Raw genomic sequence first — 17,050 nt, forward strand, 5'->3', positions numbered from 1 at the left:
TGAAAAAAGTATAAAAATATTAGGGTTTATCTTGTTGGTTATAATTGGATTTGTAGGGGGCTATTTTCTATCTGTAGATCCAGCTAAAGACTTCTATGGTGATTGGTATGGTGCTGCTAACGAGGGGAATAAGAGTTTTCTTTTAGAATAGATAAAGAAAAAAATAATCGATTATGGAAATGATGATTATAATTCACCTGGTTTTCCTTACACAGTGAAAAAGTCTGAAAATGGATTTTATATTGAAGTGTCTGATGATGAGCTAAAAATTATTTTTCCCGAATTAATAAACTTTAAGTATAAAAACAATATGACATTTTTCCTGAATGATGATGAAGAATCAATTGAGTACTTTGTGGCTATAGATGGTTTTTTGAATAATGTAAAACTACATAAAACATCCTTTGAAGATTCGTATAACAAAACCGAAGAGTCAACCTCACAAAGTCTAATAGCAAGTGAAACAGAAACTTCTTACAGTTCTTTGCTTAATGAAACTCATTCATCAGAAACGACATCATCAATTGATTCTCCAAAAGTATCAGATCTAAGTGAAAAAATTGATTCATTTATTGCGAATTATACGTCAATTCCACCAGATTAGATTATGGAAAAGGAACTTGATGGAATTACAATAAGAGCAACAAACTTTACTGCAACAAATGAAGCCGAGGCATCATCTATTCAGTATCATTTGCTAATGGAGAGGCAACATCTTGCAACGATGTATACGCACAAGTCATTGGATAATAATAGCTATTTTCAATAGAGGCTAATATGCAAAAAGATAAATCTGAGCAGGATGAAACTCATTCTAGCTCAGATTTTTTTGAATATTACTTTCCTTGTTTTGTATTCATATTTGTAGAATCATTCATACCACTTATCGTCCTCTTAGTTTGTTTATTTTGTCGTGATTTAATCATATTAGAGAACGATATGTTTTTTTAATACCGAAAATAAAAATGAGGCTGAAGAATCAATTTTGACTCATCAGTCCCATAAATTATAGAGCCTTTCTTGCGGCTTTCTTTTATGGGCTTTTGTCACAGTCTCTTTTTTGCGTTATTTCAAAAATAACTTTACTTATTTTATCAAAAACAGTGATTTATAAAAAAAATAATATTTTTTATTTTGTTATTTTATATGTACTGATTTTTTTAAATAACGTTTTTTATTCATTTTTTGATTATAACATTATCATTATCTACAGAGAGAAGATGGGAAGCGTTTTTTTAACTTATCATTTTTGGGAGATAGAAAAGCTTTTTTCTTCACGGGATTTTGTCAAATATTTTATCTTTTTATTTATTTTTCTCATCTTAATTTAATTATTAGTGTTGATTTATCCCTCGTTTTTTGTATTATTTATGAAGGAGAAAAGCAGTTTTTTGAAAAGAATCGATGATTCATCCTGATAATTTGCGATTTTTTCAATCGATGAGTAACAGATAGCTGTAAGATGTGGAAGTTACTAAAATTGGAATTATGAAAAAACAATTATAATCATAATTTTGAACGGGAGAAAAAAAGAATTACAATTCTCTTCCTTCAAATCGCTAAACTAAGAGTTGTAACACATGGCGTGCACTGCGCGATACGTTAATTTTTTAAGATAGGAGGGATAAAGTGAAACGGTTTTTAACATCTTTACTTGTTTTTCTACTAACATCAGGTCCGTGTTTTTCATATGCAATGGTAGTGGCACAAGCCGAAAGTGTTACAAAAACAAGTGAAGAACAAAGTACGTCTTCTGCTGACTCTGTCGTTTCATCGATTGACAGTCTGGAAGAGACGAACGGAACGGAAATGCAAGCATCTAGCGAACCTGCTTCGACAGATTCTACAGAAGCAACTGCGAAGACATCTTCGTCAGAGACCGAAGAGTCATCTGAAGCCGTAGAAGAAGTACAATTGACTTTTTTGACAGATACTGAGCATGTATTTGCTACTGGGGAAACCAGCATTCAGGTCAGCAAAAACAAAGGGGAAGCAATAGAAAAAAGTGAACTACCAGTTTTTGAGGATGATACTGATTTTGAAGGATGGGCGTTAGACGGGACAGTTTACACGAGCCAAGCGTTGACTGAATTGATTTTCACGGAGAATCAAACCTTAACTGCTGTTTTTAAACCGACTGTTAAGGCAAGAGCAGCGAACATCTCGTTAGCACAACAATCGATCAAAGAGATCATTGCAGAAGCCGATAAAACGAAAGTGATCGCTGTACCAAGTCCAGCTGGAGATGGTTTAGCATATGCGGAATATACCAATAGTGCTGAAGGGATTCGTCAAGCGTTGTTTGATATGTATCAAAACGGCAATGGCCAAGAATTCGCTTTGTATGTCGGCTCTGGCTCAGCTTTAGCGACTTTGCCAACAAATCTGACTTCAAAGACAATTCCAGCCACAGTCGATAATACAAACATGACTTTTTATGCACTACAAGGAAAAATCAGTCGCTTGATCATCACAGGACATAGTGATGATCCCATCACAGATGCAACAACGTTGACTTCGGGTAGTCGAACCGTTCCTTTTGGTACGGAAATCTACTTCGGTTCTGATGTAGTGATTCGAAACCTCAACTATACGGGTACGAGAATGTACATGAATGGGCATAGTCTTTCCTTGAACGGTGGTTCCACCGGCAATGGCCTTGCGATTTATGGGGGAAGCAACAATGGCGACCTTACTGGAAACCCGACGATTACGCTAAATGCGACAGGTTCAGGAACTTGGAACATCTATGGTGGGAATCAAAGCGGTGGTACCTTGACCGGGAATACAGCGATTGTCGTAAATAATACAGTAGGTAATATCAGTACGATCGCTGGAGGTGCCAATATCGGTACGATTGATGGGAATACCAGTGTCACGATCAATCGTTTGAATGGGACCCTAAGTAATTATTATGGCGGTGGTTTTGGAACGAACGCTTCCAATACAGCCAATGTGACAGGCAATGTTGAAACGACGATTCAAACGACTAATGCAAGCTTCCGTTTAAGTGCTTTTGCTGGTGGTGTTCAATACGGCAATATCGGTGGCACCATCCGTAGTACGATTTCTGGTGCTGGCGGTTGGTCAGGCACAGCCAATCGTTTCATAGGCGGTTCATTTTATGGCAACATCGGCTCTGACCGTTCTAAGGATGCCATCGTGACCAACCTTGATGCCAGCAGTTATTCCACTGGACGTAGTGAATTTGAAGGTGGCAATCGGAATACTGGTACCATCATAGGAAACATCGTTAACACCGTGAAAGCAGGGCCGAGTGCCAGCGTCGGGGGAATTGGTGATTTTAACGGCGGTGGAGGAAACAATGTCAGTACCTTATCTCAAAGTTCAATGGGGGCTTCGAATACGACGACGTATGACAACTATACTCCGGAACAACGAGCAGCATTGGCAGAAGCAGCGGCAAGTTTTAAAGTTTATGGCGATATCACTTCTCATCTAGTCAGTGGTTCCTTTTCAAACGGTGCGAGTTATTCGACGGCAGCTGGTCGAGGCGGCTATATTGAAGGAAACACAACGATTGAAGTTGGCACGATCACTTCGGATGGTAGTCCTGGTGGAGATGGGATTGCTTATACAGGCACCAGACCAACGAATCTAGATTACTCAACGACCAATAAAACAAGAGGAAACGCCTCTGGATGGGATATCGTTGGTGGCGGTGGTTATCCAGGAACAGCATGGGATATCTATATTAAAGGAAATACCAAAACGATCTTGAATAACACGGTTGCTCGCTGGACCTACGGTGGTTCCTTCTCAGGTGTCATTGAGGGAAATTCTTCCAATACTTTAAACTCTGGGATCGTCGATACGCTAGAAGGAACAGGGTATACTGGACGCCGCGTTTATGGAGATGGACGAACGACCGTAAATAATGGGCAAGTAGACTGGTTTTTATCTGGTGGCGGCTGGGATGACTTGTTAGTGACCGGCAATGTCGCAGTAACGGTTTATGATGGGGTGATCAATGCCTCACTCGGTGCCTCTTATGGTGTCGCTTCTTCTCACACCATTAACGGAAACTCAGATAATCGAGTGTTTGGTGGAAACTTCTCAGGTACCCCGCGTACAGGGTCTAATGGTTTTTCAGGCGGTGTTACGAACAATGGACGGTTATTAGGGAATGCCAGTTTGACATTGGATTTGAGAAATTATGATGGTGAGTTTGCCCTTCCTTCTGGAACAAACATCTCAGGCGGCAATCCGTTTAACAGTACGAATATCGTTGGGACCGATAGCTCCAATACGATTACATTGAACATATACACAAAACCAGGGTCAGATGCGCTGAATGGGGCAACGATCTATGGCGATGGTGGACGGACTGCTAGCAATACGAGAAGCGGCAAAATTTATATGAATATCCAAGCGGAAGGATCAAGTATCGGAAATTTATACACCACGTACTATTCCAATATTTCTTCCAGTCAAATTTTAAGAGATGTCGAGATGCGGGTTCAAGGAGCCAAAAGTATCAATGGGATCTCAGGCGGAAACGCGTCAGATAACTTTACGAACACGATCGTAGCCAACAGCAGTAATCAAGTGAAGATGAACTTTGGTGAAAATGTCGATGGGACAGCTTCTTATCAAACTGATCCGATCGCTGTGACGGGTCTGGGGATCGTCAACTTTACCGAATTGAACGTGACAAACGGCATCAAGCTAATGGCCAATGGGGGAGACATCAAAAATGGTCGTTCAGCTACTGCTGCCAATCACGCAACGACCTATCATCAGTTCGGTGATATCCATCTTTCTAAAAATGCCGGTATCGGTATTTCTTCCGCAACGAATTTGATTTCAGGCGCGAAGTTAACGGTGGAAGACGAAGGGACGATCGAATCGCCGCCGGGAACGGGGCGAATCAATCTCTCAGATTTCGCAACACCAGATACGGATAAAGATCACTTAACGTGGCTGAAAACGACGACCAATGATGCAGGTTCTCGAGTCAATAGTCAAGGAACGTGGTTTGGTGCGGTTAGTGCTTACCAAGTGTTGACCATAAATCCAACTGCTGCTAATGCGGCAGCGATCACCCCAATCAATTTCAGTGGGATCGAAAAAGCGACTGGGAAAACCTTCATTGGGGACAACGATGTGACCAATGCAGCCAACGGGTACGGTATTGCGATACCAGGGTCGATCATTAACTACGAAGTTGAAACACCGGGAGTCGCGAACGGGATCGGGGCTATTAGTCACAATGTAACAGCAGTCAAAGAGAACAATACACCGCTGACCTTGCAAGCCTGGGGGACGGAGCAAGCAGGGACACAAGTGCAAAAAGGGCGTTTATTGATTCCTTATACGGTCACAGAATTGCCAACATTGACGTTTACACCAGAAACCCAAACGTCCGGTTCATGGTTATATGCCGGTCAAATCAAATCCAGCAAGCTAGATAGCACGGATCAGCAGTTGACGGAACAACCAGATTCAGAACCAGTTGATTGGACGAGTCCTGATGGGGAATATAGTTACGATATCAGCGTACGCTACTCAAATAAGGCGGAAGTTCAAGCCCGCAATGTGATCCTTACAGAACAAGAGGCACAATCGCTGACCAAAGAACAAGCCGTGACATATCTCGAAGCCAGCGGGCGTCCTTTCTTTAAGGACACGCTGACAGAAGAGGTCTTAGCTGCAATTCAAGAACCGTTAGAAACAGCGGTCTATCGCAAACAAGCGATCACTTTCTCGGTAGGTGAAAACGATCAGAATCAGGCAGAAACCACCGTTAATTTGGTGGTGGTCAAAAATGAGAGTGTCATTTCTGACGACCGGCAATTTGCCGTCTATGCAAAAGATGTCCGTTTGACCTTACCGGAAGCAACGGCGCTGACCGATGAAGCAGCTCTGGCAGACTATACCCAAGCAACCACGATTTTTGCAGATAATCGCGAAAATGTACCACCGACTGTCGATCCGCAAGCTTTTACCGCGATCCAACAAGCAACGGAAGATGAGTTGTTGAAAAATGTGTCAACGGCTTACCATTATGAAGCAGGCAGTCAACGGGCAGAAAAAGTCGTCAACGTCGCAGTTGCCGGCGAGCTTGTTTTAAGCAGTGTGCCGACAGCCTTTGATTTTGGGCAGCAAAAAGTTGCCACAGAAACACAAGATTATTGGCCAACGATCACAGGAGAACTAGCGGTGAAAGATACCAGAGGATCCGAACGAAGTCCATGGCGCTTGACGGTCAAAGAGCAACAGCCATTAACGGATGGAACAGATCAATTAACCGATGTCTTCCGCTTTGTGAAAAACGGTCAAGAACAGATGATAACTAGTGGGGAAATGATCATCGAGGAAACGGAATTGACAGAAAATGGCACTTACGTCGTGAATCAGCACTGGGGCGAAAGTGAAAATGAAGGCATCAAACTTACTGTTCCAGTCGAACAGCAAAAAGTTGGGGACTATCAAGGAACCTTGAGCTGGCAGCTGGTTTCGGCACCTGGCAACCCATAAAGGCAGGAAAACAAATGAAAAAAATCATGATCGGTGTTATTACTGGCTATCTATTATTGTTCCCTCAACTCGTTTCAGCAGCTGAAGCAGGTGCCTATGACAGCAATGGTGTCACTTCCTTTTTCGGCGTCTATGAAGAACCCGTTGAGGAGCCAGAAGAGCCCATAAAAGAACAGCCAGGGAATAAACAAGTTAATCAAAAAGGCAACAATATTTTGCCAGCAACAGGGTCAGATCACTTTAATCGCTATCAAAGCAGTGGTCTTGTCGTTTTGTTGGCAGTAGGAATCATTTTAATCAAAAGGAGAACAAAAAATGAAAAAACTTTTCTTGACGGCAGGCATTCTATTGATGAGCACTGCTCTGTTACCAACAACCGTTAATGCCGCTGAATACACCTCAAATGGAGCAATCACTTTTGAAGCGGACCCGAATCCAACCAATCCAGTTGATCCGACCGATCCAGAAAAACCAGTGGATCCCGTCGATCCAACCGATCCCGATGGACCAAACCCTGGAACAGCTGGACCATTATCGATTGATTTTGCTTCAAGTTTTCAATTTGGCAACCAACTGATCACTTCTGAAACAAAAGATTATTACGCACAGCTACAAGAGTTCACAGCTGGCGCTGCTGGACCAAACTATGTGCAAGTAACTGATAAACGAGGAACACAAGAAGGTTGGTCATTGAGCGTTGTGCAAAATGGACAATTCAAAACGGCTGATGACGAAGAACTGGTAGGCGCTTCATTATCGATCGCCTCTGGCGCTACAACTTCGGTTACCGATATGCAATACGCACCAACGGTTACGACAAGTCATACCTTTGTACCAGATAGTGAAGTCACATTGGTCAACGCACCTGTTGGAAAAGGAATGGGTACTTGGATCTACAAGTTTGGGACCGATGCAACGGAAGGAGCAACGGCAGTAAAATTAAACGTGCCAGGTAGTTCTGTAAAATTAGCCAAAGAGTATCGGACGACATTGACTTGGAATTTAAAGAATGTCCCAGATAATATCGGTAGTAATTAAGAAACGATCTTTAAAATAAAAGGAGTGTTATATATTAATGAAAAAAACAGCGTGGGTCTTTGTAAGTCTTGCCGTATTGGCAGCAGCGAGTGCAGCAACCGAGGTTTCAGCAGCTGAAGCTGCTTCTTACACATCAAATGGGGCAGTTGATTTTATTCCGAATACTGATCCGACGAACCCAGTCAATCCAGAAAATCCAGATCCAGAAAATCCGGTCAATCCTGTGGATCCAACCGATCCCGATGGACCAAACCCTGGAACGAATGGTCCATTATCGATCGATTATGCCTCTAGCTTAGATTTTGGTGTCAATAAAATCTCAAATAAAAACGAAGTCTATTATGCACGAGCACAAGGATACTTGAATGACGATGACACAGCTTCTACATTAAAAACTGCCAATTATGTCCAAGTTACAGATAATCGCGGTAGTAATGCCGGTTGGCGGTTGTCTGTGAAACAAAATGGGCAGTTCAAAAATGAGTCAACGTTGAATCAAGAATTGACAGGTTCTGTCATCACCTTAACAAATCCTGAGGTTAATTCTAATGCAATTGGCGTTACTAAACCAGTGGCAGAAGCAACGATCACATTGGATGCAGCAGGTGCTGAATCAGTGGTGATGACTGCAGCAAATCAAACGGGGGCTGGAACATGGGTCAATGCTTGGGGAAGCGTTGAAACGGTCACTGAAATAGATAAAGATGGCCAAGAAGTACAAGCAGATGTTACCAAAGCGGTCGCACTTTCTGTACCCGGCAGCACACCAAAAGATGCCGTTAGCTACACGACTACACTAACTTGGGTATTATCAGATACACCAGGAACGGAAGGATAAGGAGTATAGATATGAAAAAGACACTAGCATTTCTCTCAGTATTAGGCTTAAGCCTAGCAGCACCAGTGCTGGCACAAGCAGCAGACAGTGCAGAATACAACTCAAATGGACAAATCACCTTTGAACCAAATACGGATCCAACCAATCCAATCAGCCCAACGGATCCAGATCCAGAAAATCCAATCAAACCAGTTGATCCAACAGACCCAGATGGACCAAATCCGGGAACCAACGGACCGCTATCGATTGATTTTGCTTCAAGCCTTTACTTTGGCACACAAAAAATCACCTCGAAAACAGAGGTCTATCATGCGGAAACCCAAAAATACGTGGATTCAGCAAATGAAAATCAAGAAGGCCCCAACTTCGTCCAAGTAACAGACAATCGGGGAACAGAGAGCGGTTGGACATTGAATGTTCGCCAAAATGGCCAATTCAAAACAGCGGAAGACCAAGAATTGACTGCTGCGCAAATTCGTTTGACAAAGGGAACTGTGGTAACACCGTCATTGTCACCAAAACCATCAAATGTGAGCACAACGATCACATTGAATCCAAACGGTGCCCAATCCTTAGTGATGAGTGCCCAAGATGGTGAAGGAGCAGGAACCTATCTAATGAGTTGGGGCGATAGTTTAGCCGCAGCCATGGATAGTATTGAGTTGGAAGTTCCAGGCTCAACGACGAAATATGCCAGCCAATACAACACCACGTTTACTTGGTTACTAACAGACACACCAACCAACCCATAAGTACCAGCTTTCTCCTTGAACCCTTTCGAGGTTCAAGGAGAATACATAGAAAGAAGGGACATCCATCATGAAAAAAATCAACCAGCTTTTGGCGCTCCTATTCGCGAGTATTTTCTTTTTCGTACCAACTATAGGAACCGCTTCTGAATTTAACTTTGCCGTCAATCCAGTGATTCCAGAGAACCAAATCGATAAAGAAAAGACTTATTTTGACTTGAAAATGGCGCCGGGGACGGTCCAAACTGTGGAAGTCCAATTGCGTAATGATACCGATCAAGAGGTAGTCATCGCACCAGTGATCGCTTCAGCTACCACAAACCTAAATGGAGTCGTGGAATATGGCGAAAACGACATCGAAGCAGATGAAACATTGCCTTATGATATGGCTGACTTGATTGAAGTGGAGAAAGAAATCACGATCCCGAAACAATCCCAGATCACCTTGCCTTTAAAGATCACTATGCCTTCGGAATCCTTTGAAGGAGTCATCGCAGGTGGCTTGACCTTAAAAGAAACGACAGAGGAAAATGCTACGGCTGACAGTGAAGAAGACCAAGGCTTAGCCATCAAGAACGAGTATGCCTATGTCGTTGCGATTTTATTGCGTCAAAATACAGCAGAAGTTGCGCCGGATCTGAAACTACTAGATGTTGGACCGGGACAAGTCAATTCTCGTAACACCATCAATGTCACCCTTCAAAATCCTGAAGCAGCGTACTTGAATTCATTACGCCTGATCAATGAAGTGAAGAAAAAAGGCGATAGTGATGTTTTGTATTCTTCGGATACTTCCCGGATGCAAATGGCACCTAATTCCAACTTCTCGTACCCAATCTCATTAGAAGGGCAACGTTTAGAAGCCGGGACCTACGTGTTGACTTCCGTTGCCTATGGTGGGAAAAGTGAAGAAGGACAATACAAAGTTGAAAATGAAGAAGGCGAAGAAGAAAGCTATCTTTATAAGTGGACCTTTGAGAAAGAATTCACAGTGACTGGCGATGTCGCACGTGATCTGAACCAGAAAGATGTGACGATCGAAACAGATTACACGTGGCTTTACTTCTTGATCGGCGGTCTGTTGTTATTGCTCGCCTTCTTGCTGCTTTTATGGTACCGACGAAAGAAAAAAAATGAAACGGATGAAGCGTGAGCACCTTGAGAAATACTTGATCGATGGCTTGATCATCGCAGGTATCCTCTTGTTGGCACTTCCTTTTTTAAAAGAAAGCATCGTCAGTTGGCAATTACGCACAAGCGAATTGACGATAGCGACCCAGCTGCCGACAACGATTCCAGAAGAAGAAACCATTCAGATACCGACTCTGGGGGACGCCTTAGCGCCACAGCCAGCAACGATCACCGGGTACGGCTTTGTTGCAATTGAAGCGATCGAGTTCCAGCAGCCGCTATTGGTGGGGATAACCAATCAGCAGCTACTGAAAGGCGGTGTCGTGATGTTTCCTCAGCGTTTGTTAAAAAATAGCAATTTTGTCGTTTTAGGGCATCATCTCGGTAGACAAAGTTTGTTATTTGGTCAATTGCTAGAAGCACAGGTGGGGATGGAAGTGTCAGTGAGCTATCTCGAGGAAAATCAACAGTATATCATCATCGATAAAAAAATCGTGGAGGAAACAGACTTGTCGGTTTTAGCGGATGACCAAGGGCCAAGGCTGACCTTGATCACTTGTCCAACACCAACGCGAACGGACGAACGCTTAGTGCTGACAGCGATTCCTGTTGAGCAGACAACTACCCAGCAGTCGCAAAAATCGTCGAGCAGTATGCCACAATCATCGGATAGGATGATTGAAAAACAAGAAAAGCAATGGAAACAACAATCTAAAAAAAATTGGTTTCTTTTATTTGTTATTTTATTTATAATTAGTGGATGCCTGCTAAGCGTTCACAAACTGTTGGAACGTTCAGCGTCATAGAAAGATCATCAGAAAGTGCGCGGATGATAAGGAAGGTGAAGAAATGAAACGCAGATTTGGCTTTGTCATTGGTGCCTGCATGTTTATTGGATTGATTGATCTTGTTACAGAACAAGTCGTTTTTGCCACCATCTATAATCCGCTGGACCCCTCAGAAGAAATCGTTCCGACAGATCCTCCGGAAGAAGTACCAGAAAAAGTGAATGAACCACCTGCTGAAAAAAAAGAACCAGAAGAGCAACCAGCTCCTGAACCGGAAACGGTTCCGAAGAAAGAGCAGGAGCAATCCATATCTCCAGAAAGTAATTTTTTGGACAAACAGAAACACTTTGGACAACGAGTCATGCTAGAAGATGTTTTCGTATCGGATAGTTTAAAAGTGGATGTAGCACTCCCAGGAAATAATACGGATGGCGATGGGGATGATAAACCTTCGTATCTTGCCAGTCTCTGCTATTTATTTTCAGGAAACGTTCTTTATGGCCAAAAAAACAATGGAGGCTTGAAAACGCATGTTTGTGACATTTTTGAATAAAGCGGACAAACGAAAATTGGTCCTGTTACAATATTTGGAAAACGCCATCGCTCTTTCTGAAACGAAAGAAACCTTGATGGATCAATTGACCATGTCGGAATTTCTAATCAACAAAACCGTTCAAGAGTTGAATCTTGATTTTTATGAACTAGGGTTGAATGAGGAATTTGAGATCGTGACCGATGGGACGGTCATTAAACTCAATGCGTCCGGGCTGGCAACTTCCGATACGCTATTGACTTATTATTTGGATCAAGCGTTAAAATTTTCCATGTTGAAAGAATGTTTTTTTGAACAATTGTCTTCGCTATATGAATTTGCCACCAATCATTATTTGAGTCACAATCCTGTCTATAAAGAATTTAAACAGTTTAAACTGATTTTGAAGGAATACGACATTGATGTGACGAAAGAGTTTCAGCTGGTGGGGGAGGAAAGTGAAATCAGAGAATTTATTTTTCTCTTTTTTATGAAGGAATATTATTTGGATCATTCTCCCTTTCCAAAAGAGATCCTCGAAAAAGAAAAGTCTTTTGCGCGATTCAATGAGAGTAATTGGCTTAATCACGAACAGTCTGCTCGCATGCGAATTCGCAAGAAACACTATTTAGGCATTATTTTGTCCCGCATGGATAAAGGGCATTACATGCAAAATACGCTAGAAAATGATCTGATCATGCCGAAGCACTTGGTGATTATTGATGAGTTGAAAAGCTGGTTACAAGAGATTTTAGCCATCACAGATCAAGAAGTGCTAGAATGTGAGGCACGGGATATTTTACGCTTTTTGATCGTTGAAGGGTGGTTGATCGACAATAACAGCTACATTGATCAAGAACAAACCTATATTCAGCAATTAAACACGGATTTTATTCAATCGGTCCAACAGCAGTTCTCATTAACGGCTGAAACATTGACACTCCTTCAGACCGAGACGACCACGATCCATTACCAGCTCTTATCGTTTTCCTTTAGTTCCCGCTATGAATACCAATATATGGATGTGACGTATTTTCTTGAGACGTACCCCGAATATGCAGCCTTTTGTCGCAACTATTTAGAAGAAAACCGCAATCGCCCAATCTTATGGAACAACAAGGAATTTTTGTTTTTCAGATACCTGATTTTATTAGTTTCTACGATTCCTTTAAAAGAGATTTTGGTTCCCTTGTATGTCTGCGTTGATTTTTCTTTTGGTGATTCTTATAATCAGATGATCCAAAAGAATATCGAAAAAATTCTCGATTTGAATGTGCAATTCCAGAGTTACCCAGATGATCATACGCATTTGATTCTTTCAAACCTCCCCTTTTATGGTGCCTTAGGAATCGACCATATCTTATGGTTGGCCCCTCCTAGACCTATTGATTGGGCCAATTTCACAGAAAAAGTCAGCGCGATCCGCAGGGAACAGTTTCAAAACAAAATGGCACAATAAGCATCTCGCCGTTTTAATAATAAAGCGTCGTCTGTCCTCTAAAGGAGGCAGGCGTTTTTTTTTGCAGAGAATCACATTGCCAAAAGAACAATCATGAATCGGTCTTCTTTGTAATGTATCACTTATTGGTTGTGAAAAAGGAACATTTGATAGGATTTTTTTTTGCTAGAAAATTTGGTATGATAGAAAGAGAAGAAAAAGAGGTGCCCTATGATGGATGGGAAACAAACGAAGGCTGTGATTGGCCAGACATTGATCACCCTTTGTGAGACCAAAGAAGTGAATAAGATCAGCGTGCAGGAGATCGCCGAAAAAGCGCAGGTCAATCGGCAGACGTTTTACTATCATTTTCCTGATAAGAAAGCCTTGATCCAATGGATCTATCGGCAAGATGCGCTGATTTTTTTGACGACTGAAGATGTCGCCCTTGATAATTGGGAAGAGGCCGCCTTACGCATGCTGAAAGCAATGAAACAAGCGCCGGCCTTTTACCGCAAATCACTGGCTTATGACCGCGAGATCTTAATGAACGATTTTTTACAGATCACAGAACCGCTTTTTCAGCGCTTGTTCTTGGAGGTTGATCAAGAGCAGCAATTGACGAAACAAGACATTCTATTCTATAGCCGGTTCTTTTCCTACGGCTGCGGAGGCATTTTGGAAAATTGGATTCACAACGACTTTCCAGAGACGCCATTAGAGATTGCAACGCAATTGTTTCGTTTGGCGAAGGATGTAGAATTTTTTGGCCACCAAATCTATGAAAAAGAGGAGCAGTGAGCGATGACGAAAGTTTTATTTGTTTGTTTAGGTAATATCTGCCGTTCCCCCATGGCAGAAGCCATTTATAGAGCAGAAATAGCAAAACGCAAATTGGATTGGCAGATCGATTCGGCAGCGACTAGCTCTTGGGAAGTCGGACACTCAGCTCATCCAGGAACTCAGAAAAAGCTCCGTCAAGTAGGTTTATCAAGCGAAGGTCTTATCTCCCGCCAGATCACAGAGGCAGATTTTACAAAATTTGATTGGATCATTGGCATGGATGAGAGCAATGTTGAAAACCTGCATGGGCTGGCACCGGCCAATACGACAGCCAAGATCCGTTCGTATATGAGTGTCGTTCCCGGCAAGGAGACTGAGGAAGTGCCAGATCCTTATTATACAGGGGATTTTGAAGAGACCTACCAACTGCTACAAGAAGGAATTCCTTATTGGCTAGAGAGTATTTCTTCGGAGAAATAAGACGTGTTCGCTTGTATTTTATCAAAAATTTGCTAAAATAGGATTATGAAATGCGAACGTATGTGTGGTTTTATAAACTGCTGTAACGCGCAGAAAGGAATGTCCAATGGAAAAGAAACCATCGCCCATTAAACAGTTGGGTAAACTCATTGTGATGACATCCACAACCTTGCTAGATACCTTTTTCAGTGATGATGCTGACAAGAAGAATCAGTCTGAAAAAGTGAAAGAGATCCAGCGAACGCTGCAAGAAGCAGCTGCTGCGAAGCATCTGGTGGTGTTGCAAGTAAAGACAGAGAAATTGGGTGGTTTTGAAACCGTTACCGGGTGGATCGTCGGTAAAACGGTAGCAAAAGAACAAGTTGTCTTGAAATTACAAAGTGACCGTCAGCAGCTGCGAATTATTCCCCTGAATCATGTGCTGAAAGTCAGCACCTTGAATACAAAACCCGGCTTGTAATCAAGCCTGTGCATAGCAAAAAAACCGCTGGGTCATTAGACATAGCGGTTTTTTTAATTGCTAATTAAGCGTGCTTGTTTTTGACTTCAGCGAGTCGCCAAGCAGTCATCATAGCGATCAGTTCATAAGGGATCGGTTGCGCAAAAGGGAACTGGACCGCACCTTTACTAGTCTTGTAGGGTTGTAGAGCCTCTTGGAAGGCCGTGATCGCAGAAGGCGTAGGATAAAAGCCGAGATGCTGTTTGGCGCAGGCAAAATGCACGATAGTTTCTTCCTGATGATAGGTGGGCATTTGGTAACTGATTTTTTCAACCGCTTCTGGCAAGACAGCCTTAATCGTTTGGCGGACAGTTCTTAAAATCACTTGTCGTTCTGCTGGAGCTGCTGCAATGTATTGGTCAACTGTCGTAATGTCTTTTGTCATGGGACACCTCCTGCCTTTAGTATACGGTAAACTCCGTAAGAAAAAAAGGAGCCTGTCAGTGGGTGGCTGACAGGCAAGGAGTAAAAATGAAAAGTGTTAGTTAGGGTTGTTTGTTGGGTTATGTATACTATACTGCCCAAATATGAATTTTTTGTGGAGAAAAGATTGGAAAGTGTTTAAGTTTACTACCTAAGAAAATACCCCAAAAAAGACCCGCCGGTGGGTGGCCGACGGGAAGGAGTTAAAAATGAAAAAGTGTTAGTTAGGGTTGTTTGTTGGTATACATAAAGTATACGAGATAAATATGAATATTCTGTGACAAATCTTTTCGGAAGTTCTTAAGAAACCGTAACGGTTTGATTACAAGGAAAGATTCTTTTCATCAAAACGATTTTTTAAGGTACGGTACAAATCAATGTATTGCCGATCATCTGCCGCATAATCCCAAATATAACTCATTTTTTCTGGTTTAAGCTTTTTCATCAATTGGTTGGAACTAACGATAACATCATAATTTTCTTGCTGATTCAGATCATAAGGCTCTGCTGCTACGAAGGTCAAGTCATGCAAGAATTGATTTAAACCTTGAACAACTAAGAAATTATCTTCTAAGGCAACCCCAACCCGTAGACGATTCGAGTAACGGATTTGATCATAAAATGGCAAGAGGGCATGAGTATACATCGTTGCCATCTGCTCTTGATTTTCATCATTGATATAATCTACTGCTGATTCTTCACGGTAGCTGGTCAAGAAATCGTCGATTTTTTGTTGTAACTGTTCTTCAGCAGATCCGCGATTGATCGATGGTGTCAGCAAGCGATAGATGTTAGGAAATGGCTGACGAAAAACATAGTTGCCGAAGGTCACATTAATCAAATTCCCCACAACTAATGGCTCGTCTAACAGGCCAGGTTGTGAAGCAAAAAATGTTGCTTTCATTTCTGCTAAAAGGTCTGCCACAAGCGGATAGACCGGATTTTGTTTGTTTGAGAAGAAATGGATCGTTTGTTGTAAGGCTTCTTCTTCCGGACTTAAATAGAATGGGAAGATTTGCGCCATCAAATAAATAAAGCCAGATTCACCTTTCAGTTGTTTGTCCGTCATTGAAACTTCAGGATCAACGACTTGCATCAAACGCTCAAAATCGAAGTATGGATTATTTTTCATCAAGAAATTGTACCGTTTGTCGTATTTGGCAAAATTTTCTTTTTTGATTCGTAAAAGGATCAGAGCAGCAAAATACTTCAACTCTAGTCGACCGAGATAAGAGTGAGTCATGGGGAAGTATTCCGTGAAACGATCCACTACTTTTTCTGCTTCGCTTTCCGCGATCGCAAAAGGCCATTCAATGCCACGGGTACCTAACCAAATAATGTTGAATAAGGAGAGCCGCACAAGACGCTCATCGCCTACTAAGTTTGATTCAGTGTAAGTAAAGCGAAGCTGGAATTGTTTCAAATGTTTTTTTAGATGTTCAAATTTGCGAGACACCGTTGAACGACTGACATCGTATTTTGCACAAAAATCCGTGATCGTTGGATTGTCTTCATTCAGCATGTAAAGAACATATAAGAACGGAACGCTTTTATTCAATAAATAGAAGCGGTATTCATCGATCGTTACCGCGATATTCTGAGGCTGTAATTTACCGCCACGACCGAGTATCGACATATGATCCGGAGTCAACTCAGCTAGATCTTGGTCGATCTCAGTCAACTCGATAAAAGCTTGTTGGTAGCTCAACTCCATTTCCTTTGCCAATTGTGCGATTGGGTGGCTAGGGTTTTGCAGAGTTAGCATACGCCGGAATATTTTAAATTTAATTAATGTTTGCGGGTCCATCATAAGTTCTTCATAAAACATAGGTATCCTCCTTTGTGGCTCT

At 42.0% G+C, this 17,050-nt stretch carries 15 protein-coding genes; 13 read left to right on the plus strand and 2 right to left on the minus strand.

Features of this window, described 5'->3' with window-relative positions:
• Nucleotides 1-214: 214 nt before the first annotated feature.
• The 13 genes from IGI84_RS01895 to IGI84_RS01955 all read left to right on the plus strand — a co-directional run bounded on the left by IGI84_RS01895 (nucleotide 215) and on the right by IGI84_RS01955 (nucleotide 14,738).
• Entirely contained in the window at nucleotides 215-604 is a 390-nt protein-coding gene (locus IGI84_RS01895) for a hypothetical protein (RefSeq protein WP_081118258.1), read from the plus strand.
• A 1,025-nt stretch (nucleotides 605-1,629) separates the two neighbouring features.
• Entirely contained in the window at nucleotides 1,630-6,501 is a 4,872-nt protein-coding gene (locus IGI84_RS01900) for a hypothetical protein (protein WP_241508734.1), read from the plus strand.
• Nucleotides 6,502-6,515: 14 nt separating this feature from the next.
• Nucleotides 6,516-6,884, plus strand: coding sequence for an LPXTG cell wall anchor domain-containing protein (locus IGI84_RS01905; protein WP_077453992.1), 369 nt, complete (start codon nucleotides 6,516-6,518; stop codon nucleotides 6,882-6,884).
• Nucleotides 6,817-7,539 carry a WxL domain-containing protein gene (locus tag IGI84_RS01910; RefSeq protein WP_081118260.1) on the plus strand — a complete coding sequence of 241 codons (723 nt, stop codon included), beginning with the start codon at nucleotides 6,817-6,819 and terminating at the stop codon, nucleotides 7,537-7,539. Before IGI84_RS01905 ends, IGI84_RS01910 begins: the two co-directional genes overlap by 68 nt.
• A gap of 37 nt (nucleotides 7,540-7,576) precedes the next feature.
• Complete coding sequence (locus tag IGI84_RS01915; RefSeq protein ID WP_194194944.1) at nucleotides 7,577-8,377, plus strand: WxL domain-containing protein; 801 nt, start codon at nucleotides 7,577-7,579, stop codon at nucleotides 8,375-8,377.
• A gap of 11 nt (nucleotides 8,378-8,388) precedes the next feature.
• Nucleotides 8,389-9,129 (plus strand): WxL domain-containing protein, encoded by a 741-nt coding sequence (locus tag IGI84_RS01920; protein WP_077453989.1) that lies wholly within the window; start codon nucleotides 8,389-8,391, stop codon nucleotides 9,127-9,129.
• 67 nt (nucleotides 9,130-9,196) lie between these two features.
• Nucleotides 9,197-10,279, plus strand: a complete 1,083-nt coding sequence (locus IGI84_RS01925; protein ID WP_081118261.1) for a DUF916 and DUF3324 domain-containing protein — start codon at nucleotides 9,197-9,199, stop codon at nucleotides 10,277-10,279.
• Entirely contained in the window at nucleotides 10,269-11,063 is a 795-nt protein-coding gene (locus IGI84_RS01930) for a class A sortase (RefSeq protein WP_081118352.1), read from the plus strand. The genes IGI84_RS01925 and IGI84_RS01930 overlap by 11 nt, the downstream gene beginning before the upstream one ends.
• Before the next feature lie 43 nt (nucleotides 11,064-11,106).
• Nucleotides 11,107-11,598, plus strand: coding sequence for a hypothetical protein (locus tag IGI84_RS01935; protein ID WP_077453987.1), 492 nt, complete (start codon nucleotides 11,107-11,109; stop codon nucleotides 11,596-11,598).
• Nucleotides 11,576-13,036 (plus strand): helix-turn-helix domain-containing protein, encoded by a 1,461-nt coding sequence (locus IGI84_RS01940; protein WP_077453986.1) that lies wholly within the window; start codon nucleotides 11,576-11,578, stop codon nucleotides 13,034-13,036. The genes IGI84_RS01935 and IGI84_RS01940 overlap by 23 nt, the downstream gene beginning before the upstream one ends.
• 210 nt (nucleotides 13,037-13,246) lie before the next feature.
• Nucleotides 13,247-13,816 (plus strand): TetR/AcrR family transcriptional regulator, encoded by a 570-nt coding sequence (locus tag IGI84_RS01945; RefSeq protein ID WP_430600643.1) that lies wholly within the window; start codon nucleotides 13,247-13,249, stop codon nucleotides 13,814-13,816.
• A 3-nt stretch (nucleotides 13,817-13,819) separates the two neighbouring features.
• A complete protein-coding gene (locus IGI84_RS01950) occupies nucleotides 13,820-14,278 on the plus strand; it encodes a low molecular weight protein-tyrosine-phosphatase (protein WP_077453984.1) in 459 nt (152 codons plus the stop codon).
• A 106-nt stretch (nucleotides 14,279-14,384) separates the two neighbouring features.
• Nucleotides 14,385-14,738 carry a hypothetical protein gene (locus IGI84_RS01955; RefSeq protein WP_077453983.1) on the plus strand — a complete coding sequence of 118 codons (354 nt, stop codon included), beginning with the start codon at nucleotides 14,385-14,387 and terminating at the stop codon, nucleotides 14,736-14,738.
• A 64-nt stretch (nucleotides 14,739-14,802) separates the two neighbouring features.
• Here the strand turns inward: IGI84_RS01955 and IGI84_RS01960 are convergent, their stop codons facing one another.
• Together IGI84_RS01960 and IGI84_RS01965 are read right to left on the minus strand one after the other, a co-directional pair.
• Complete coding sequence (locus tag IGI84_RS01960; RefSeq protein ID WP_081118262.1) at nucleotides 14,803-15,162, minus strand: iron chaperone; 360 nt, start codon at nucleotides 15,160-15,162, stop codon at nucleotides 14,803-14,805.
• 360 nt (nucleotides 15,163-15,522) lie between these two features.
• A complete protein-coding gene (locus tag IGI84_RS01965; protein ID WP_081118263.1) occupies nucleotides 15,523-17,028 on the minus strand; it encodes a helix-turn-helix domain-containing protein in 1,506 nt (501 codons plus the stop codon).
• Between the last annotated feature and the right edge of the window lie 22 nt (nucleotides 17,029-17,050).

The sequence above is a fragment of the Enterococcus sp. DIV0008 genome (assembly GCF_050542615.1).
GTDB classification, from domain to species: domain Bacteria; phylum Bacillota; class Bacilli; order Lactobacillales; family Enterococcaceae; genus Enterococcus_D; species Enterococcus_D innesii.